At 65.3% G+C, this 20,138-nt stretch carries 17 protein-coding genes; 11 read left to right on the top strand and 6 right to left on the bottom strand.

Features of this window, described 5'->3' with window-relative positions; genetic code table 11:
- Positions 1-206: 206 nt before the first annotated feature.
- The 3 genes from QA642_RS30150 to QA642_RS30140 form a co-directional block, all read right to left on the bottom strand.
- A complete protein-coding gene (locus tag QA642_RS30150) occupies positions 207-668 on the bottom strand; it encodes an MgtC/SapB family protein (protein ID WP_283080093.1) in 462 nt (153 codons plus the stop codon).
- Positions 669-678: 10 nt separating this feature from the next.
- Positions 679-1,260 carry a peroxidase-related enzyme gene (locus tag QA642_RS30145; RefSeq protein ID WP_283080092.1) on the bottom strand — a complete coding sequence of 194 codons (582 nt, stop codon included), beginning with the start codon at positions 1,258-1,260 and terminating at the stop codon, positions 679-681.
- A 213-nt stretch (positions 1,261-1,473) separates the two neighbouring features.
- On the bottom strand, positions 1,474-3,213 hold the full coding sequence (locus QA642_RS30140; RefSeq protein WP_283080091.1) for a DUF87 domain-containing protein: 1,740 nt from the start codon (positions 3,211-3,213) through the stop codon (positions 1,474-1,476).
- A gap of 448 nt (positions 3,214-3,661) precedes the next feature.
- On the opposite strand from QA642_RS30140, the gene QA642_RS30135 reads away from it, so the two are divergent.
- On the top strand, positions 3,662-4,630 hold the full coding sequence (locus QA642_RS30135) for a catechol 2,3-dioxygenase (protein ID WP_283080090.1): 969 nt from the start codon (positions 3,662-3,664) through the stop codon (positions 4,628-4,630).
- Positions 4,631-4,885: 255 nt separating this feature from the next.
- Here the strand turns inward: QA642_RS30135 and QA642_RS30130 are convergent, their stop codons facing one another.
- Together QA642_RS30130 and QA642_RS30125 are read right to left on the bottom strand one after the other, a co-directional pair.
- Positions 4,886-8,404: a molybdopterin cofactor-binding domain-containing protein gene (locus QA642_RS30130; RefSeq protein ID WP_283080089.1), complete on the bottom strand. Its 3,519-nt coding sequence runs from the start codon at positions 8,402-8,404 to the stop codon at positions 4,886-4,888.
- Positions 8,404-8,886: a (2Fe-2S)-binding protein gene (locus QA642_RS30125; protein WP_283080088.1), complete on the bottom strand. Its 483-nt coding sequence runs from the start codon at positions 8,884-8,886 to the stop codon at positions 8,404-8,406. The genes QA642_RS30130 and QA642_RS30125 overlap by 1 nt, the downstream gene beginning before the upstream one ends.
- 243 nt (positions 8,887-9,129) lie before the next feature.
- Here QA642_RS30125 and QA642_RS30120 point away from each other — a divergent pair, with 243 nt between their 5' ends.
- The 8 genes from QA642_RS30120 to QA642_RS30085 all read left to right on the top strand — a co-directional run bounded on the left by QA642_RS30120 (position 9,130) and on the right by QA642_RS30085 (position 17,350).
- Positions 9,130-10,587 (top strand): 6-hydroxynicotinate reductase, encoded by a 1,458-nt coding sequence (locus QA642_RS30120; RefSeq protein WP_283080087.1) that lies wholly within the window; start codon positions 9,130-9,132, stop codon positions 10,585-10,587.
- Positions 10,584-11,483: a UPF0280 family protein gene (locus tag QA642_RS30115; RefSeq protein ID WP_283080086.1), complete on the top strand. Its 900-nt coding sequence runs from the start codon at positions 10,584-10,586 to the stop codon at positions 11,481-11,483. Before QA642_RS30120 ends, QA642_RS30115 begins: the two co-directional genes overlap by 4 nt.
- A 15-nt stretch (positions 11,484-11,498) precedes the next feature.
- Complete coding sequence (locus QA642_RS30110) at positions 11,499-12,083, top strand: amino acid synthesis family protein (protein WP_027557295.1); 585 nt, start codon at positions 11,499-11,501, stop codon at positions 12,081-12,083.
- 72 nt (positions 12,084-12,155) lie between these two features.
- Positions 12,156-13,358, top strand: coding sequence for an ABC transporter substrate-binding protein (locus QA642_RS30105; RefSeq protein ID WP_283080085.1), 1,203 nt, complete (start codon positions 12,156-12,158; stop codon positions 13,356-13,358).
- A 131-nt stretch (positions 13,359-13,489) separates the two neighbouring features.
- Positions 13,490-15,379 carry an ABC transporter permease gene (locus QA642_RS30100; protein ID WP_283080084.1) on the top strand — a complete coding sequence of 630 codons (1,890 nt, stop codon included), beginning with the start codon at positions 13,490-13,492 and terminating at the stop codon, positions 15,377-15,379.
- Positions 15,376-16,167, top strand: coding sequence for an ABC transporter ATP-binding protein (locus tag QA642_RS30095; RefSeq protein ID WP_283080083.1), 792 nt, complete (start codon positions 15,376-15,378; stop codon positions 16,165-16,167). Before QA642_RS30100 ends, QA642_RS30095 begins: the two co-directional genes overlap by 4 nt.
- A complete protein-coding gene (locus QA642_RS30090; RefSeq protein WP_283080082.1) occupies positions 16,164-16,868 on the top strand; it encodes an ABC transporter ATP-binding protein in 705 nt (234 codons plus the stop codon). Before QA642_RS30095 ends, QA642_RS30090 begins: the two co-directional genes overlap by 4 nt.
- Before the next feature lie 14 nt (positions 16,869-16,882).
- Entirely contained in the window at positions 16,883-17,350 is a 468-nt protein-coding gene (locus QA642_RS30085; protein ID WP_283080081.1) for a MarR family transcriptional regulator, read from the top strand.
- Between the two features lie 117 nt (positions 17,351-17,467).
- Here QA642_RS30085 and QA642_RS30080 read toward each other — a convergent pair whose 3' ends face one another.
- Positions 17,468-18,664, bottom strand: a complete 1,197-nt coding sequence (locus tag QA642_RS30080) for an amidohydrolase family protein (protein ID WP_283080080.1) — start codon at positions 18,662-18,664, stop codon at positions 17,468-17,470.
- Positions 18,665-18,821: 157 nt separating this feature from the next.
- Between QA642_RS30080 and QA642_RS30075 the strand changes: the two genes are divergently transcribed.
- A complete protein-coding gene (locus QA642_RS30075) occupies positions 18,822-19,595 on the top strand; it encodes a ferredoxin--NADP reductase (RefSeq protein WP_283080079.1) in 774 nt (257 codons plus the stop codon).
- A gap of 200 nt (positions 19,596-19,795) precedes the next feature.
- Positions 19,796-20,122 carry a hypothetical protein gene (locus QA642_RS30070; RefSeq protein WP_283080078.1) on the top strand — a complete coding sequence of 109 codons (327 nt, stop codon included), beginning with the start codon at positions 19,796-19,798 and terminating at the stop codon, positions 20,120-20,122.
- Positions 20,123-20,138 lie beyond the last annotated feature (16 nt).

Genomic DNA, 20,138 nt, shown 5'->3' with positions numbered 1-20,138 from the left:
CAACAGGATGTCGGCGCGCGAGCGTCCGCGCATGACGCGGACGATGACGCAATCGCTTGTCGAAAAGACCACGCGCGAACAACGGTCTAAAGCGCGATGATGGCGATTTCGAACATAATCGTGCCTGGACGTGAACGACGAATGGAACCCTGCAATCTCGATCTGCATCTGCGCGCACGCATCAGACTTATGGCGTCGCTTCCGGCCTAGGTGTGACTGTCATTGCCGCCAAGCAGGCGGTGCAGCCAGCGTTCGACGGGCCGGCCGACCGTGAGCAGTACAATTGCGATCACCACCGCGACCAGGACGATCTTCCATTCGCCGGCGCCGCAGGCGATGCCGAGGCAGGCGGCGAGGAAGGCGCAGGCTGCGCTGGTCAAGCCATGGACGCGGAAGCGATGGCCCTCGCGCACGATGACGCCGGCGCCGAGAAAGCCGATTCCGGTGAGGATGCCCTGGATCACGCGGCTGGCCGCATCGGTGATCTTGCCGGGCTCGGCGAACTGCACGGCGAGCAGCACGACAGTGGCGGTGGAGAGCCCGACGATGCCGAGCGTCTTCAGCCCGATCGGCTTGTCGTGCAGGTCGCGGTCGAGGCCGATCGCGCCGGCGGCGAGCGTCGCCGTGCCGAGGCGCAGCAGGATTTCGGGCCAGTCCAGCTCGGTCATGTCTTGTCGGTCACGTCTTCGGCAGCCGTCCCATCAGGTAGAACTCCTCGTTCGGACGCATGCCGGTGAAGTTCGCGAGGCGGTTCGAGAGCGCGAAGAAGGCGGAGATCGCGGCGATGTCCCAGATGTCGTCGTCGCTGAAGCCGTGGGGTTGAAGCGCGGCAAAATCATCCTCGGAGACGCGCTGTGCGTCGGCAGACACCTTCATCGCAAAATCGAGCATCGCCTTCTGGCGGGGCGTGATGTCGGCCTTGCGGTAGTTCACCGCGACCTGGTCGGCAATCAGCGGGTTCTTGGCGCGGATGCGCAGGATCGCGCCATGCGCGATCACGCAATACTGGCACTGGTTGGCCGCGGAGGTCGCGACCACGATCATCTCGCGCTCGGCCTTGGACAGCCCGCTGTCCTTCTCCATCAGCGCGTCGTGATAGGCGAAGAAGGCGCGGAACTCGTCCGGACGGTAGGCCAGCGTCAGGAACACGTTCGGCACGAAGCCGCTCTTCTCCTGCACGGCGAGGAGGCGCGTGCGGATGTCCTCGGGCAGCGTGTCGAGGGCGGGTGCGGGGAAGCGTTGCGCGGCGGGCTTTGTCATTGGCATGGTTCCGGCTTGGGGCCGGCAACCATAGTCGATGCGGGCGGCGGGCTCAATCTGGCCTTCCGAACTGGCCGCGACGAACGTGCGAGTTATGAGCGACGCTCCGTCCGCCGTCATTGCGAGCGCAGCGAAGCAATCCAGAATCCCTCCGCGGAAAGACTCTGGATTGCTTCGCTACGCTCGCAATGACGGTGTGGGAAAAGCGCGTCCTTACCGCAGCGGCTTCTTCAGCAGCGAGAAGCGATCGGGGTCGAGGCCCATCGACGGTTGCAGCATCGGGGCTTCGAGGCTCGACATCGTCTTGGCCGGCGGGGCCGAGAACACCGGGTCGTTCGGCACGTCGCGCTGCGAGGTGGCGCCGCGCCAGCGCTCGAGCACGGCGCTGACGAAATGCATATCGTGACCGGAGGTCATCGACGGCACGCTCGAGATGGTGGCTTCGCCGCGCGGCAGCTGGTGCGGCGGCACCTCCTTGAAACGCAGGCGGGTCGGCAGCGCGACACCTTCACCGAACGCCAGCACCTCACGGGTGCCGAGCGAGGGCACGAAGGACAGCAGGTTCGCGGCCGCATCCGAAACCGCGGCGCGCAGCAGCGCCTGGTCGCGGTCGTTGGCAAGACGCATCGTGAACAGCGTGTTGCACTGGGAGATGATGGTGGCGTCGAGCTCGGCCGGACGCTGGGTGATGAGGCCGAGATAGACGCCGTATTTGCGGCCTTCCTTGGCGATGCGCGACACCGCCTTGCGGGTCGGGCCGAAGCCGACGTTGCGGTCGGCGGAGGCGTAGCGGTGCGCCTCCTCGCAGACGAACAGCAGCGGCGAGACGCCGTCGCTCCACAGGCCGAAGTCGAAGGCCATGCGGCAGAGCACGGACACGACGGAATCGATGACCTCGGCCGGGAAGCCGGCGAGCTGCATCACCGTCATCGGCTTGCCGTTGGCCGGCAGGCGGAACAGATGGCTGATCACTTCGGCCATGGTGTCGCCGCCGACATTGGCGTTGTCGAACATGAAGGCGTAGCGCGGATCATTGCGTACGGCTTCGATGCGCGAGATCAGCTTGTGATAGATGATGCGCGAGGAGCGGTTCTCCAGCTTGCCCATGCGCTCGTCGATCAGCGACAGCAGGTCGACGAGACGGTACGGCACCGGCGTGTCGACGGTGTAGCCGATCTGCTTGGGATCGATGCGCTTGAGGCCGATGCGATCGGCGTTCTGGTACTGGGTGTAGACGCCTTTGGCGAGCGGGATCACCTCGGCGAGGATGTCGAGCTCGTCGGGCACGCCGGCGCGGCCGCCGAACAGCACGTCGACGATCTCCTCGAAATTGAACAGCCAGAACGGCAGCTTCAGGTTCCGCGGGTTCAGCACCAGCGCGCGGTCGCCGAAGCAGCGGCCATATTCGTTGTGGACGTCGAGCAGGAAGATGCGCAGGTTCGGGCGCGCCTTGAGGATCTCGTTGAGCAGCAGCGACACGCCGGTGGACTTACCGACGCCGGTCGATCCCAGCACGGCAAAATGCTTGGACAGCATTTCCTCGACGTCGACATAGGCGACGACGGAGCGGTCCTGCTGGAGGAAACCGACATTGATCTGGTCCGAGCCGGTCGGCGCGTAGATCGTGCGCAGCTCCTGGCTGGTGATCAGGTCGACGGCATCGCCGATGGTCGGATAATTGGTGACGCCGCGCTGGAATTTGGCCTTGTCGGCGGCGTTGAGGATCTCGCCGAGCAGGTCGACCGAGGCGATGGCGATGTAATTGTCGGCGCTCGACAAATTCTCGCAGGAGACCTCGGTGATCATGGCGACGATGACCGAGCTGGCGCAACGAATGCTGACGAAGCGGCCGACTGTCGCCCGAACTTCCGAGATGGGCATCCGGCTTTCCGCCAGAAGCCCGACCCGGGCGAGCGATCCGCGAACCGAAATCACGCGTCCAAAGGATGTCACGATGAATGAACCTGGCAAGAGCAAGGGGTTTGGTCCGAACTATGCGTGGCCGTCGCTGGACAAACGGTTAAACGGCAGGCGCGCCCGCTTCGTTAAATCCGCGACAATTCGGCCCGTCGCTTTGTTCCCAATGCATACTTGCCGGCGGAATCGGCTGGAAAATGCTGCTTTTCTGGGCCGGCGCGGCCGAAAACGCTTAAGGAAGATTTTACCATTCGGCCAGTCGGTCCGTCGTTTGACGGATTGTTGTCATCGGGGACGGGCGGCCCTCGATCAAAAGCTCCGCGGTTTGATTTGTTGACGGGACCTAATCATTTGTACATTAGTACAAATGAGCCCGCGGCCTCGGTGCCGCCCCGGCGCGAGCCGCTTGCAGCGCCGCGCCCGATGGCGCGACCCGGTGCAGCGGATCGCAGCTGACCTGATCGCAGCTGACCTGGAGGACAAGATGCAGCCCGAACCGATCCTCGATCTCGCCCATCTCGGCCACATGGAACTGCTGACGCCGAAGCCCGACGAGAGCCTGAAATTCTTCGTCGACGTCATGGGCATGACGGTGAGCGGGCAAAAGGGCGAGTCGGTGTACTTGCGGGGCTGGGACGATTACGAGCGCTATTCGCTCAAGCTCACGGCATCGAAGACCTCAGGCATGGAGCATATGGCGCTGCGCGCGCGCAGCCAGCAGGCGCTGGAGCGCCGCGTCGCCGCGCTGAAGGGCTCTGGCTTCGACATCGGCTGGATCGACGGCGACATGGGGCAGGGGCCGACCTTCCGCTGCCGCGACCCCGACGGCCACATCGTCGAGCTCTATTACGAGACCGAGTGGTATCAGGCGCCGCCCGAGCTGAAGCCTGCGCTGAAGAACCAGGCGCAACGTTTTCCCGCGCGCGGCGTCAATGTCCGCCGGCTCGATCATCTCAACTGCCTCGCCGTCGACATCAAGGCCAACCGCGAGTTCTTCGAGAATTATCTCGGCTGCCGCCTGACCGAGCAGATCGTGCTCAATGATGGCCGCGAGGCCGCGATGTGGCTGACGATGTCGAACAAAAGCTACGACTTCGCCTATTCGCTCGACCATTCCGGCACGCCCGGCCGCTTTCACCACGTCACCTACGCGCTCGACAGCCGCGAGGAGATTCTTCGCGCCGCCGACATCTTCCTGGAGAATGGCGTGCATATCGAGACCGGACCGCACAAGCACGCGATCCAGCAGACCTTCTTCCTCTATGTCTACGAGCCCGGCGGCAACCGCGTCGAGGTCGCCAACGCCGGCGCCCGCCTCATCCTTGCGCCCGACTGGAAGCCGATCGTGTGGACGGAAGAGGAGCGCAAGAAGGGCCAGGCCTGGGGCTTGAAGACGATCGAGTCCTTCCACACCCACGGCACCCCGCCGGTGGAGATGAAGAAGCACAGGTGAGCATTTGAGCGTACCGGATTGATGTCGAATTCAGTCGGACCGACAGCGGCGCTCTATCCGTTCCCTCCCCCCTTGTGGGGGAGGGGCAGGGAGGGGGGTACCATACGGGGACTCTATCCGTCGCGCACCCGCACTTGGTGCATCGTCAACAACTGGCGCCTTTTCCTGGGCCACCCCTCTCCCTAGCCCTCCCCCACAAGGGGGGAGGGAACACACCTCCGCTGAGGCGGCATCGGGGCTGATCCCAGTCAGGCGCTAGTGCACCGACGCCCGCACCCGCGCGATCGTCTCCCGCACGCCGGTCCAGGCCGGCTTGTCCGGTGCAAACTGCCCGCGCAGGAAGCTGACGAGCTCCTCGACCTGCGTGTCGCTCATGCTGTTTCTGAACGCGGGCATGTAGCCGAGATCGCTCGACACGGGATCAATGATGCCGTGCAGGATCACCTGCACGAGATTGTCCGGCTTCGCACTGTGAAGGTTGCTGTTGAGCGCGAGCGAGGGCCGGCTGCCGAACAGCGGCAGGCCGCCGACCTCGTGGCAGACGGCGCAGGCGCCCTGGTAAAGCCGTGCGCCGGGGGACGAGGTGACGCTGACTTGTGTCGCGCTCTCGAGCTTCGCCGCCAGTGCGGGCACTTCGTCCGCGGTGTCGTTGAACGAGTTGAGATAGACCGCCATCGCGCGGATATCCTGGTCGGGCAGGGCCTTGAGGTCCTTCACGATCGGCGCCATCGGGCCGGCCGCGACGCCGTGATAACGCGAATGGCCGGTGCGCAAATAAGCGAACAGCTCGTCCTCGCTCCAGGGGATCGGCGCGTGCGAGAGCGAGGTCAGCGGCGGGGCCTCCCAGCCCTCGGCGAAGCCGCCGGCGAGATAAGCATTGCGCTGCTCGGCGCCGAGCGCATTGCGCGGCGAATGGCAGCCGCTGCAATGGCCGAGACTCTCGACGAGATAGGCGCCGCGATTCCATGCCTCCGATTTGGCGGGATCAGGCTTGAACTCTTTTGCTTGATGGAACAGCGCGTTCCATCCGGCCAGCAGCGGGCGGAGATTGAATGGGAAGGCGAGCGTGTTCGCAGGCCGCGTCGCGCGCACCGCTGGTTGCGCCATCAGATAGGCGTAGAGCGCCTGCATGTCGGCATCGTTGGTCCTGGCAAAATGCGTGTACGGGAAGGCGGGGTAGAGCTGCCGTCCGTCTCGATGCAGTCCGTCGCGCATCGCGCGCTCGAAGGCGGGATAGGACCAGGCGCCGATGCCAGTCTCGACGTCGGGTGTGATGTTGGTTGAATAGATTGTGCCGAACGGCGTCTCCAGCGCACGGCCGCCGGCGTTGAGCACGCCATTGAAGCTGGTGTGGCACTCCGCGCAATTGCCCAGCGCCGCAAGCTGCTGGCCGCGCGCGATGGTCGCGGCGGAGTAGACCGATGCATCGGGCCGCGCGATCGGCGCGATGGCGCGGCCGGGTAGCAGCGCCGCGCCGATGCCGATGGCGGCGGTGCAGACCGCCGCGATCGTTGCGACAATGCCAACGCTTTTGGCGAAGGGAATTTCCCAGATGCGCGACGGCTTTGGCGCAGCGGGCGGGGGCAGGGCCTGCGGCACGGGCGATGTCTCGCCGTGCAAGCCCTTCAGGATGCGCTCCGGCGTGAATGGCGGCTCGCGAAAGCGAACGCCGGTGGCATCGAAGATGGCGTTCGCAATCGCGGCTGCGCTGGGCACCGATGCGGACTCGCCGACGCCGAGCGGCGGCTGGTCCGGCCGCGGCAGCATCAACACGTCGATCTTGGGAACATCGGGGAAGGGGATGATCGGATAGGCGCCCCATTCGCGCGCCGCCACCGCGCCGCGCTCGAACGAGACCTCCTCCATCAGCGCGCGGCTGGTGGACTGGATGACGTTGCCGTGGATCTGGTGGCGCACGCCGTCCGGATTGATCATCAGTCCGGAGTCCTGTCCCGCGACGACGCGCGTCACGCTGACATCGCCGGTGGTCTTGTTCACCGCGACGTCGGCGATCCAGGCCGACCACGCCGCGCCATAGCCGGGAAACTTGCTGTGGACGTAGAGCGCGTAAGCAAAACCGCGCCCGTGCACGATCTCGCCGTCCTTCTCCTCGCGCATTGGGCGCGGCGTCCAGCCCGCGCGTTCGGCGACCGCATTGACGAGATCGACCGCGCGCGGGTCCTTCAGATAGCGCAGGCGGTATTCGATGGGATCGACGCCGGCCTCGGTCGCGGCCTCGTCGATATAGGATTCATGCGCAAAGGTGTTCGGCAGCGCCGAGACTCCACGAAACCAGGAGGCGCGCACGATCGGCGGCATGTCGTGGGCGACCACGCGCATATTGTCGTAATCGTAAGGCGGGATCGCGGTGCGGTCGCCCATCTGGAGCACGGCGGGCTCGGATGGAATGCGCCCAGTCAGCAGCAGTGCGAGCGTCGGTGCGGCATTCGAGGGATAGCGCGTGGCGAGATCGTAACCGGCAATGCCGCCGTCGGCATCGAGGCCGCCATTGACGTCGATGAGTTGCGCGGTGCCCTTGGGCTCCCAGGTGTGCTCCTGCTCGCGTGTCAGCTGGACACGGACGGGACGGCCGACCGCGCGCGAGAGCAGCAGCGCGTCGGCGGTGACATCGTCGGCGCAGTTGCGGCCGTAGCAGCCGGCGGCCTCGAGGCGGATGACCTCGATCTCGCTCTCGGGACGCTCGATCAGCAGCGCGAGATCGGCGCGGAGGAGGTGCGGGTTCTGCGTGCCCGACCAGACCCGGATATTGCCGTCCTGGACATCGGCGACGGCGCAGGACGGGCCGATCGAGGCGTGCATCTGATACGGCCAGACGTAGGTGCGCTGCATCGGCTTCGCCGCGCCTGATAGCGCCTTGTCGACGTCGCCCTTGTCGATCAGCGTCCGGGGCGTCGACGGATTGGCCCGCAGCGCGGTCTCGACGTCGGCAAGGTCGGTGAGGGCAGGCGTCGGCCTCCAGCTCACCTTGAGCTGCTCGGCTGCGCGGATCGCATTTTCCTCGCGCTCGGCAACGACGCCGACGAAATCACCGATGTGCACCACGGCCACGATGCCGGGAATATCTCGGACGGACGATTCATCGACGGCGATCAGGCTGGTGCCGACGAACGGGCCGGCATCGACGCCGGCATAGGGCGGGCGCACCACGCGGCCGTGCAGCATGCCGGGCAGGCGGATATCGTGCACGAAAGTCAATTCGCACGTGGCCTTGGCGGGCAGGTCGACGCGCGGGACGGATTGGCCGACGATGGCGTAATCGCCGACAGGCTTGACCTCAACGTCGTCGGCAAGCTCGAGCCGGATCTCTTCGCCGCCGATCAACTCCCCGTAGCTGACGCTGCGATTATGCCCGCGGACGAGACCGTCCTCGATCTTCAGCTCAGCCGCCGGCAGCTCCAGCCGCTCGGCCGCGCGCGCGATCAGGAAGTGCCGCGCCTGGGCTGCGGCCTTGCGCAGGGGCACGGCGGTGATCTGGATGGTTTCGCTGGCAATCGTCGCGCCCTGGTTCGGCACCACGGCGGTGTCGCCGAGCACGACGACGACGCGCGCAAAGGACACATCTAGCTCTTCGGCGACGATCTGGCCGAGCGCGGTGCGGATGCCGGTGCCGAGATCGACATGACCGTTATAGGCGCTGACCGAGCCGTCCGCGGTGATGCGGACGAACGTCTCGGATGTGATCTCGTCCACGGTGCGGACGACGACGAGCGAACCCGATGGCCGCTCAGCTCCGTTCGAGGCAGGGAAGGCCATCAATCTTCGGCCTCGGTGAGCTGGCCGGAGGCGCGCATCACGGCGTGCAGAATTTCGACATGGGTGCCGCAACGGCAGAGATTGTAGCGCAGCGCCGCCAGCGCCTCCTGCTCGGTCGGCCGCGGATTGATCGCAAGCAGCGCCTTGGTGGTCATGATCATGCCGTTGAGGCAGTAACCGCATTGCGCGGCCTGCTCGTCGATGAAGGCCTGCTGCACCACGTCAGGCTTGTCGCGGGTGCCGAGCCCTTCGAGCGTCACGATGTCGCGCCCGGTGCAGCCGCCGACCGGAATCACGCACGAGCGCGCGGCGGCGCCGTCGATCAGGACAGTACAGGTGCCGCATTCACCGAGACCGCAACCGTACTTCGGACCGTTGAGCGCGAGATCGTTGCGCAGCACGTAGAGCAACGGCGTGTCCCGCGCCGCAGTGACCTCGTGGATCCCTCCGTTCACGGTGAGGCGGATCGGTGTCTGCGTCATCCTCGTTTCCAAGCGCTCGGCGAAGTGCTGCCAAATCTATGTCGCGACGATACCGTTTGTACACAAACGTGCAAGCCGTGCATGCCGCACTGCAGCGCGGTTGCCTTGTTTATGGACAGCGCGGCTAGGCAAATGAGGTTTTATGCGGCAGCGGCATCTTTTGCGCTGCACCGGTGCTTGACAGCGCCGGGGGACCGCGCGCAACATCGTTCGTATACGAATGATAACGTCTCCTGGCCCCATATGGTGATGGAAACAACGAGCGCTGCCACCGACAAGATCCGCTGCGATGCCTGTCCGGTGATGTGCTATATCAAGCCGGGCGCGGCGGGCGCTTGCGACCGCTATGCCAACCATGACGGCAAGCTCGTCCGCGTCGATCCGCACGTGATCCTGGAGCGCACCGTCGAGCACGGCGGGAAGCTGGTGCCGTTTAGCCGCACCGAAGACTGGGACGGCAAGATCGTCCACGAGCCCTCCACTTTCGTCACCGCGATCGGCGCGGGCACGACCTATCCCGATTACAAGCCGGCGCCGTTCATCGTTTCCGCGGAGGTCGATGGCGTCGACATGGTGACCGTGGTCACCGAGGGCATCTTCTCCTATTGCGGCATCAAGGTGAAGATCGACACCGACCGCTATCTCGGCCCTGAAACCGCGACCGTGCGCGCACAGGGCGAGGCGGTCGGCCATGTCACCACCAGTGAATACGGCTCGCAGATGCTGTCGCTCGGCGGCGTGCATCATCTCACCGGCGGCTCCAAGAAGGAGGGCCGCGTCACCTGCGACACGTTGATGGACCTCGCCAATTGCAAGGCGGTCGAGCTCACCATCGACGGCGGCGCCACGGTCGTGGTGCAGGCCGGCCAGCCGCCGATCGTCAATGGCGTCAGGGAAGAGCGCATGCGCGTCGGCTGCGGTTCGGCGACGATCGGCATGTTCGCCAAGCAGTGGCATGGCAAAGTTGACGAGGTCGTCGTGGTCGATGACCACATCACCGGCGTGCTCTCGGAGCACCAGGCCGGCAAGCTGCTCGACATCGCCGACACCGGCATCAAGATGAAGGGCCGGCGCTCGACACCCGGCCGCTATTTCCAGGTCGCCGATCCCGGCACGGGCTGGGGCGGTACCAACATCTCCGATCCCCTGGCGATTCTCGGGCCCTTCGACAAGAAGGAGGCGAAGGCCGGGTTGACCATGCTGATGGTCTCCACGACCGGCGAGCATTCGTCCTATTACGTGCTCGACGAGACCTTGAACCCGGTCGAGACCGAGATGCCGGCCGACCTGAAATTCTCGGTCGAGCGGATCCAGGAGAATTGCGAGCCGGCGCTGTGCACGGTGCTGTTCATGGCGGGGGCCGGCGGCTCGTTGCGCGCCGGTGTCACCGACAATCCGGTGCGGCTGACGCGCTCGGTGAAGGATGCACTCACGCGCGTCACCAGCGGCGGTGCACCGGTTTATGTCTGGCCCGGCGGCGGTATCACCTACATGGTCGACGTCACGCAGATGCCGGCGGGGGCGTTCGGCTATGTGCCGACGCCGGCGCTGGTCGCGCCGATCGAGTTCACGATGAAGCTGACCGACTATGCCGCGCTCGGCGGGCACATGGATTACGTCAAGCCGCTCGCCGAGGTGCAGAACGGTGACGACGTCCGCCAGTTGCCCTGGCAGAACCCGATTCCGGGACCGCGGGCATGACACGGCTCCCGCAAATCGCATTGCTGTCTGATGGCCGGCGGCTGCATTTGCAGGATGGACCGATTGATCTGATCGTTGAGGCGAGGGGGCACGCGGACGAGGTGCGCGCAGCTTATGAAGCTGCGGCGCGAAGGTTCACGGGCCTTCTCGACGAACTCTGCGCGGAGCTGCCGGAATTACGGCGGGCGGCGCTGCCGGCGGCGTGTTCGCTGGAAGGCACGGTGGCTCGGCGCATGTTTGCTGCCGTCACTCCCTACGCCTGGGATCGCTTCATCACGCCGATGGCCGCGGTGGCGGGCAGCGTGGCCGAGGAAATTCTGGGCGCGATGCTTCACGTCGCGACGCTCGACCAGGCCTATGTCAACAATGGTGGCGACATCGCGCTGCACCTCGGCGCGGGCGAACATTTCTCGGTCGGCCTGATGGACCGGCCTGACCGGAACGGCGTGATGCGGGCCATGCGGATCGATTCGGATGATCCCGTGCGGGGCATTGCGACCAGCGGACGCCACGGCCGCAGCTTCTCGCTCGGCATTGCCGATGCGGTGACGGTGCTGGCGGCGACGGCGTCGCAGGCCGATGCGGCGGCGACGATCATCGCCAATGCTGTCGATCTGCCCGGGCATCCCGCCATCACGCGCACGCCTGCGAACGAGCTTCAGCCCGACAGCGATCTCGGCCCACGTCTCGTCACCCGCGACGTCGGTGAATTGTCGCAAGACGAGATCACGGCTGCGCTGGAATCTGGCGCGGAATGTGCACGGCAATTATTCGATCGTGGACTGATCGAGGGTGCCATGCTCAGGCTTTGTGGTGATATGCTTGTCATCGGAACCAAGGATATAGAAGAGCAACGGCCGCGCCCGCTCGTGCTGGAGAATGCGGTCAGTGCCTGAACAGGGAAGCGAAACATGAGCGCGATCATCCGCAAGATCGTCACCGTCGTCGAAGAGACGCAGATGGAGATGGGCCGCCAGGTCTCGCCGCCGACGCGGCGCGCCGCCGCGATCGCCGTGATCGAAAATCCCTTTGCCGGAAAATATGTCGAGGATCTCTCGCCCTTGATCGCGATCGGCGAGGAGCTCGGTGAGCTCTTGTCGAAGCGCGCGGTGGCCGCGCTGGGTATCGATGGCGCGAAGGCGCAGAGCTACGGCAAGGCCGCGGCCGTCGGCGAGAATGGTGAGCTGGAGCACGCCGCCGCGATCCTTCATCCGAAGATGGGCGCGCCGGTGCGGAAAGTTTTGAGCAAGGGCGCGGCGCTGATCCCGTCGTCGAAAAAGCGCAGCGGTCCCGGCACGACGCTGGACATCCCGCTCGGGCACAAGGACGCGGCCTTCGTCCGCAGTCATTTCGATGGCATGGAAGTGCAGATCAACGACGCCCCGCGCGCCAACGAGATCATGGTCGCGGTCGCCGTCACAGACAGCGGCCGTCCGCTGCCGCGCGTCGGCGGGCTGACGGTTGCGGAAGTGAAGGGCGAAGACGGTTTGAGATGAGGCATGATCCGGGGGGCGGGCACAGCTCTCGGGACATGTTCGAGGCGAAAAAGTTCAAAACTGGAGGTTGGGATGCGAGCAAGAAATTACTTCGTCGGCGCGGCCTTCGCGCTTCTGGCCGGCGGCATGGCCCATTCGGCCATGGCGCAGGACATCAAGATCGGCGAGATCAACAGCTATTCGCTGCTGCCGGCGTTCACCGAGCCCTATCGCAAGGGCTGGCAGCTCGCGGTCGAGGAGATCAACGCGGCCGGCGGCATCAACGGCAAGAAGCTCGTCGTGATCTCCAAGGACGACGGCGGCAAGCCGGCCGATGCGCAGACTGCGGCCAATGAGCTCGTCTCCAGCGAAGGCGTGGCGATGCTGACGGGCACGTTCCTGTCCAACATCGGTCTGGCCGTCAGCGACTTCGCCAACCAGAAGAAGGTGTTCTTCCTCGCGGCCGAGCCGCTGACGGACGCCGTCACCTGGGCGAAGGGCAACAAGTACACGTTCCGCCTGCGCCCCTCGAACTACATGCAGGCCGCGATGCTGGTGGAAGCCGCCGCAAAACTGCCGGCCAAGCGCTGGGCGACGATCGCGCCGAACTACGAATACGGCCAGTCGGCGGTATCGGTGTTCAAGAAGCTGATGTCGGAGAAGCGCCCTGACATCCAGTGGGTCGACGAGCAGTGGCCGCCGCAGGGCAAGATCGACGCGGGCCCGGTGGTGCAGGCGGTTGCCGCCGCCAACCCCGAAGCCATCCTCAACGTCACCTTCGGCGCCGACCTCGTCAAGCTCGTGCGTGAAGGCAACACCCGCGGTCTGTTCAAGGGCCGCGAGGTCGTGTCGTTCCTGACCGGCGAGCCCGAATATCTCGACCCGCTCAAGGACGAGACGCCCGAGGGCTGGATCGTCACCGGCTATCCCTGGTACTCGATCAAGACGCCCGAGCACGACGCGTTCCTGAAGGCCTACCAGGCCAAGTACAACGACTATCCGCGCCTCGGCTCGATCGTCGGCTACCAGACCATCAAGGCGGCGGCGGCGATTTTGGCCAAGGCGGGCTCGACCGATCCGGAGAAGCTGATTGCCGCGGCGGAAGGGCTGTCGATGCCGTCGCCGTTCGGCGAGATCACGTTCCGCAAGATCGACCATCAGTCGACGCTCGGCGCCTATGTCGGCAAGACCGCGCTGAAGGACGGCAAGGGCGTGATGGTGGATTCGTCCTACAAGAAGGGCTCGGACTATCTGCCTGGTGATGCCGAAGTCGAGAAGCTGCGGCCGAAGGATTGATCTCCACTGCCGTAGGGTGGGTTAGCCGAAGGCGTAACCCACCGCTTTCGGTACCATACGAGAAAAAGTGGTGGGTTACGCTGCGCTAACCCACCCTACGACTTCTCAGACTTAACTAACCCGGACCGCCGATGGCCTTTTACGTCGTACAGTTTCTGACAGGTCTTGCCAGCGCAGCGTCGCTGTTCCTGGTGGCCTCGGGCCTGTCGATCATCTTTGGCGTGACGCGGATCGTGAATTTCGCGCATGGCGCCTTCTACATGATCGGCGCCTATATCGCCTTCACGCTGACCGAGCGGCTGTCGGGCGCGTTCGGCTTCTGGGGCAGCATCGTGCTGGCGGCGCTGGCCGTTGCGCTAATCGGTGTGCTGGTCGAGATGGTCTTGCTCCGCCGCATCTATCATGCGCCCGAACTGTTCCAGCTGCTCGCGACCTTTGGCCTGACCCTGATGGTCGAGGATCTCGTCGTGCTGATCTGGGGCCCCGACGACCTCGTCGGCCGCCGCGCGCCGGGCTTCAAGGGTGCGATCGATTTCTTCGGCCAGAACATCCCGAGCTATGACCTGTTCCTGATCGTGCTCGGCCCGGTCGTGCTCGGCATTCTCTGGCTGTTGTTCCAGCGCACGCGCTGGGGTGTGCTGGTACGCGCCGCGACGCAGGACCGCGACATGGTGGCCGCGCTTGGCGTGAACCAAAAATGGCTGTTCACGTCGGTGTTCGCGGTCGGCGTCTTTCTCGCAGCCCTCGGCGGCGCGCTCCAGATCCCGCGCGATGCCGTGCATCACGCCATGGACCTGCGCATCATCGTCGAGGTCTTCGTGGTGGTCGTGATTGGCGGCCTCGGCAGCATCGTCGGTGCGTTCGTCGCCGCCGTGCTGGTGTCGGAGCTCAATGCCTTCGGCATCCTGATCTTTCCGAAAATCTCCATCATCCTTGTCTTCCTGGTGATGGCGGTGGTGCTGATCGTCCGGCCCTGGGGCCTGTTCGGCAAGCCGGAGGCGGCCGCGCGCAAGACGCCGGGCCTCACCGTCAATCCCTGGCGGCCGCTGACCTCGAACGAGCGGCTGGCCGCGCTGGCCGCGGTCGTGTTCGCGGCGATGCTGCCGCTGTTTGCCGGCAATTATCTCCTCACCGTCGGCTCGGAGATCGCGATCTTCGTGATCTTCGCCGTCTCCTTGCACTTCCTGATGTCGGTCGGCGGGCTCGCATCGTTCGGCCACGCCGCCTATTTTGGCCTCGGCGCCTACGGCATCGCCTTCCTCGCCAAGATGGCGGGGCTGCCGATGATCGTGTGCCTCTTGCTCGGGCCGCTGCTCGGCTGCATGGGTGCCGCCGTGTTCGGCTTCTTCGCCGTGCAGCTCTCCGGCGTCTATTTTGCCATGCTGACGCTCGCCTTCGCCCAGATCGTCTGGTCGATCGCGTTCCAATGGGTGAGCGTCACGGGCGGTGACAACGGCATTCTGGGCGTCTGGCCCGAGAAGTGGGCGGCGAGCCCGTCGCATTTCTACTGGCTGGCGCTCGGCGTCGCCGCGCTCGTCACCATCGCGCTGCGGATCATGGTGTTCTCGCCGTTCGGCTATGCGCTCCGTGCGACCCGCGACTCGCTGCTGCGCAGCGAAGCGGTCGGCATCAACGCCAAGCGCATCCAGTGGACCGCCTTCGTGATCGCGGGCACCACCGCCGGCATTGGCGGCGCGCTGTTCGCGTACCTGAAGGGCAGCGTCTTCCCTGACAATCTCGGCATCTCGCTGTCGGTCGATGCGCTGGTCATGGTGCTGCTCGGCGGCGTCGAGACCGTGTCGGGCGCGGTGATCGGCGCGATCGTCTACAAGGCATTGAACATCTGGCTGGTGAGCCAGACCGATCTTTCGAAGCTCGTGCTCGGCGGCTTCATCGTGCTGATCGTTGTCGTCTTCCCCAAGGGCATCGTCGGCATGCTGGAGATGCTGGCGCAGCGCCGCCGGAAGTCATCCCCGCCGGGATCCTCCTTGCTTGCCAAGCCGATCGAGTCCGCCGAATGAGCGTCGCACCCCCACTTCTCGCGGTCGAAGGCCTGACCAAATCCTACGGCGGCATCCACGCCGTACGCGGCGTCTCGTTCTCGCTGCGCGCCGGTGAGATACTTGCGCTGATCGGCCCGAACGGCGCGGGCAAGAGCACCTGCTTCGACATGCTCAACGGCCAGAACAGGCCGGATAGCGGTCATGTCCGGCTGCTTGGCGAAGAGACCACCGGCAAGAAGCCGCGCGATATCTGGCGTATGGGCGTCGGGCGCACTTTCCAGATCACGGCGACCTTCGCCACCATGACCGTGCGCGAGAACGTGCAGGTCGCGCTGATCTCGCATGGCAAGCAACTGTTCAATCTGTTCGGCTCGGCGCCGAATTTCGATCGCGGCGAGGCCGGCCGGCTGCTGGAGCTGGTCGGCATGGGCGGCTATGCCGATCGGCCCTGCGGCGAGCTCGCCTATGGCGACCTCAAGCGGCTCGAGCTTGCGGTGGCGCTCGCCAACCAGCCGAAGCTCTTGCTGATGGACGAGCCGACCGCCGGCATGGCGCCGCGCGAGCGCGTCGACCTCATGCGGCTCACGGCACAAATCGCGCGCGAGAAATCGATCGGCGTGCTCTTCACCGAGCACGACATGGACGTGGTGTTCGAGCATGCCGACCGCATCATCGTGCTCAACCGCGGCACGCTGATCGCCGAGGGCTCGCCGGCCGAAGTGCGCGGCAATCCGCAGGTGCAGGCGGTCTATCTCGGCGAGGGCCTCGTCTACGATGCCCGCCATCGCGAGGGGACCTCGGCATGAAGCTCTCGGTGCAGGACCTCAACAGCCATTACGGCCCCGCGCATATCCTGTTCGACATCGGTTTCGAGGTCGGCGAGGGCGAAGTCGTCGCGCTGCTCGGTCGCAACGGCGCCGGCAAGTCGACGACGTTCCGGTCCATCGTCGGGCTCGTGGCGCAGCGCTCCGGCCGCATCACGTTCGAGGGCAAGGACGTTTCGGCGAAGCCGACCCACGAGATCGTGCGCGAGGGCCTCGGCTATGTGCCGGAGGAGCGGCGCATCTTCACTGATTTGACGGTGGAGGAAAATCTCGAAGTCGGCCGGCAGCCGAAGCGGCGGAATGCGCCGCACTGGACGCGCGAAAAGTTGTTCGCGCTGTTTCCCAATCTCGGCGAGATGAAGAACCGCCCGGGCGGCCGCATGAGCGGTGGCGAGCAGCAGATGTTGACGATTGCGCGCACATTGATGGGCAATCCGTCGCTGGTGCTGCTGGACGAGCCCTCGGAAGGCCTGTCGCCGAAGATCGTGGAGCAGATGGTCGATGCCATCCTGACCATGAAGAAGGAGGGCGTCAGCATCGTCGTCTCCGAGCAGAATTTGCATTTCGCGCGGTTGATCTCCGATCGCGCCTACATCATCGAGCGCGGCCGCATCTGCTTCGGCGGCACCATGGCCGAGCTCGATGCGCGTCCGGATATCCGCGACGCGCATCTGTCGTTGTGAGGGGTGGGGAAGGCATGGCGAGAAGCGTCGCGGTGAAGAAGGGCGTCAAGCCGGCCAAATCGCCTTTCAGGTCGCCTTACGTGCTCGACGAGCAGGTCGGCTTCATCCTGCGCCAGGTCTGGCAGCGCCACAGCGCGATCTTCTCCCGCGACATCGGCACCAACCTGACGCCGACGCAATGGGCGGCGTTGTCGAAGCTCGCCGAGACCGGCGCGTGCTCGCAGAACCAGCTTGGACGGCTCACGGCGATGGACGTCGCGACCATCAAGGGCGTGATCGACCGCCTGACCGCGCGCGGCCTGACCGAGACAAGTCAGGACCCCGAGGACGGCCGGCGGCTGCTGGTGAGTCTCACGCGCGCCGGCCAGCAGCTCGCGGAAAAGCTCGCGCCGAACGCGCTGGCGATCACGCGCGAGACGCTGGCGCCGCTCGATGCCAAGGAGCGTGAGACGCTGATGGCGCTGTTGAACAAGCTGCGGTGAAGGTCTCGTAGGGTGGGCAAAGGCGCGCTTGCGCCGTGCCCACCATCTTTCACTGCTTTGCCGACGTATTGGTGGGCACGCTGTCGCTTTGCCCACCCTACGGCACTATTTCCTTGGCTACTTCGCCACCACCTCCGGCACCTTGCCGGCCGGCGGCGTGTTGCGGCTGCGCTGGGTGCGCACGATGCCGTCGATGATGGTCATGCCGATGCCGGGGAGGTCGCCGAGCTGGACGCTGTCCAGGATGTTCTTGCCGGGCGAGTGCTGCGCCTTGTCCATGATGACGAAATCGGCGGAGCGGCCCACTTCAATGAGGCCGCAATCGAGCTGTCGCATCCGCGCGGTGTTGCCCGTGGCAAGGCAGAATGCGATCTCGGCCGGCAGCTCGCCGAGCGAGGACAGCATCGAGACCATGCGCAAAATGCCGAGCGGCTGCACGCCGGAGCCAGCGGGCGCGTCGGTGCCGAGGATCACCCGATGCAGATCGCCCATCTCGCGCGCGGTGCGCAGCGTGAATAGGGCCGAGCGCTCATTGCCGTTGTGCACGAGCTCGAGGCCGCGCTTGCAGCCCTCGCAGATGCAACGGATCTGGTCGTCGGGAAGGGCGGTGTGGCCGCCATTGATGTGGCCGACCACGTCGGTGTCGGCCTCCAGCACCACGTCCTTGTCGATCAGGCCGGAGCCGGGGATCGAGGGGCCACCGGTATGGATCGTGCTCTGAATGCCGTATTTGCGCGCCCAGCCGACCATTTTCCGCGCGGTAGGCCCGTCTTTCACGCCGCCGAGGCCAACCTCGCCGAGCAGCTTGACGCCGTTGGCGGCCATCTCCTTGAAGTCTTCCTCGACCATCTCGCATTCGATCACCGGCGCGCCGGCGTGAACCTTCACGCCGCCCGGCCGCAGGGTCCAGAACGCGCGCTGGGCGAACACGGCCATGGCCTTGAGGCCGACGACGTCGCGGGGCCGGCCGGGCATGTGCACTTCGCCGGCGGAGATCATGGTGGTGACGCCGCCATGGAGGTAGCTGTCGATCCAGTTGATCTGGTTCTGCCGCGGCGTCCAGTCGCCCGCGACGGGGTGGACGTGGCTGTCGATCAGGCCGGGCGCGACCGTGGTGCCCTGGGCGTCGACGATGGTGGTCGCGCCCTCGACGTTGCAGTCCTTGAAGCGGCCGATCGCGGTGATCTTGCCGTTCTCGGCGACGATGGTGTCGCCGTCCAGGATCGGCTTTTCCAGGGCGCCGGACAGGATCAGGCCGATATTGCGGATCACGAGCTTCGAGGGTCCGGTGGCCTGGGGTGCGTCATGCGCCATGGAAGGGCTCCTTATTCCTAACTGCAACGCTTTCGATCTTGGGCAGGCTTGACCGCGGGATCAAGCAGGATTATTCATTAGTATACGAATGATCGTGTACAAACGACGCATAGCTGCCCGCCTCGAGAACCGCAATTGACGCGACAGGGAAGGTGAGATGAGCAATTTCAATCAGGAAAGCGTTTTGAGCGTCCACCACTGGACCGACACGCTGTTCTCCTTCAAGACCACCCGCAGCCCGACCTTCCGTTTCCGCAACGGCGAGTTCACCATGATCGGGCTCAAGGTCGGCGAGAAGCCCCTGCTGCGGGCATACAGCGTCGCCAGCGCCAATTACGAGGACACCCTCGAATTCTTCTCGATCAAGGTGCCTGACGGCCCGCTCACCTCGCGCCTTCAGCACCTCAAGGAAGGTGACGAGATCATCGTCAGCCGCAAGGCCACCGGCACGCTCGTGATCGACAACCTGGAAGAAGGTCGCAACCTCTACCTGATCGGCACCGGCACGGGCCTTGCGCCGTTCCTGAGCGTGATCAAGGACCCCGAGACCTACGAGCGGTTCGAGAAGGTGGTGCTCCTGCACGGCTGCCGGCACGTGAAGGAGCTCGCCTATGGCGAGATGATCACCGAGCACCTGCCGCAGGACGAGCTGCTCGGCGAATACATCCGCGAGCAGCTGATCTACTACCCGACCGTGACGCGCGACCCCTTCCGCAACCGCGGCCGCATCACCGACCTCATCACGTCGGGCAAGCTGTTCAGCGATATCGGCCTGCCGGTGCTGGGAGCCGCGCATGACCGCGTCATGATCTGCGGCAGCCCGGCGCTGGTGGCGGACACCCGCGTGCTGCTCGGCGAGCGCGGCTTCGTTGAGGGCAATCACGGCGAGCCGGCCCAGTTCGTCGTCGAAAAGGCCTTTGCCGAGCGCTAGAGCCAATTCCGCTGAAGCGGAACAGGCTCTAGAGTCTTATTTGGCGCGTTTTCCTCACGCGAACCGGTATCCACTTCGCTTGAAAACGCTATGGGCCCGGAATTCCCGCACAATAACACCGCATTTTTGCCGCGGGGCGCCCGTTGCCCCGCCGATTCGGCGCTTGATACACTGTGGGAACGAATCAGCGGAGTTCCCACATGGTTGCGGACAGCGACAGCAACATCGCCTGGCACCGGGTCCAGTTGAAGAAGAACCGCGCCGAGTTGAAGGCGCTCGAGACCGCGCGCTTCACAATGGGCGAGATCGCGTCCTCGAAGCGGAACGGGCAGACCCAGAAGGCGATCGCGGAACTCAAGCGCAAGATCGCGCAGTCCGAGCGCGCCATCGCCGATCACGACAAGCGCACGCGCCGTCCGCTCGGCACCGACCTCCAAAGCCTGAGCAGTGGCAGCTGGAGCCATTGGGACTCCTACACCAACCAGCAGCAGCGCAAGACCGGCCAGCGCTCGTCGGGGCGGGGATAGCGAAGCGCTGGTTCCG

The sequence above is a fragment of the Bradyrhizobium sp. CB2312 genome (assembly GCF_029714425.1).
Lineage (GTDB): Bacteria > Pseudomonadota > Alphaproteobacteria > Rhizobiales > Xanthobacteraceae > Bradyrhizobium.
Note: the sequence above shows the minus strand (reverse complement) of the source record. Positions and strands in the feature narration are given on the sequence as shown.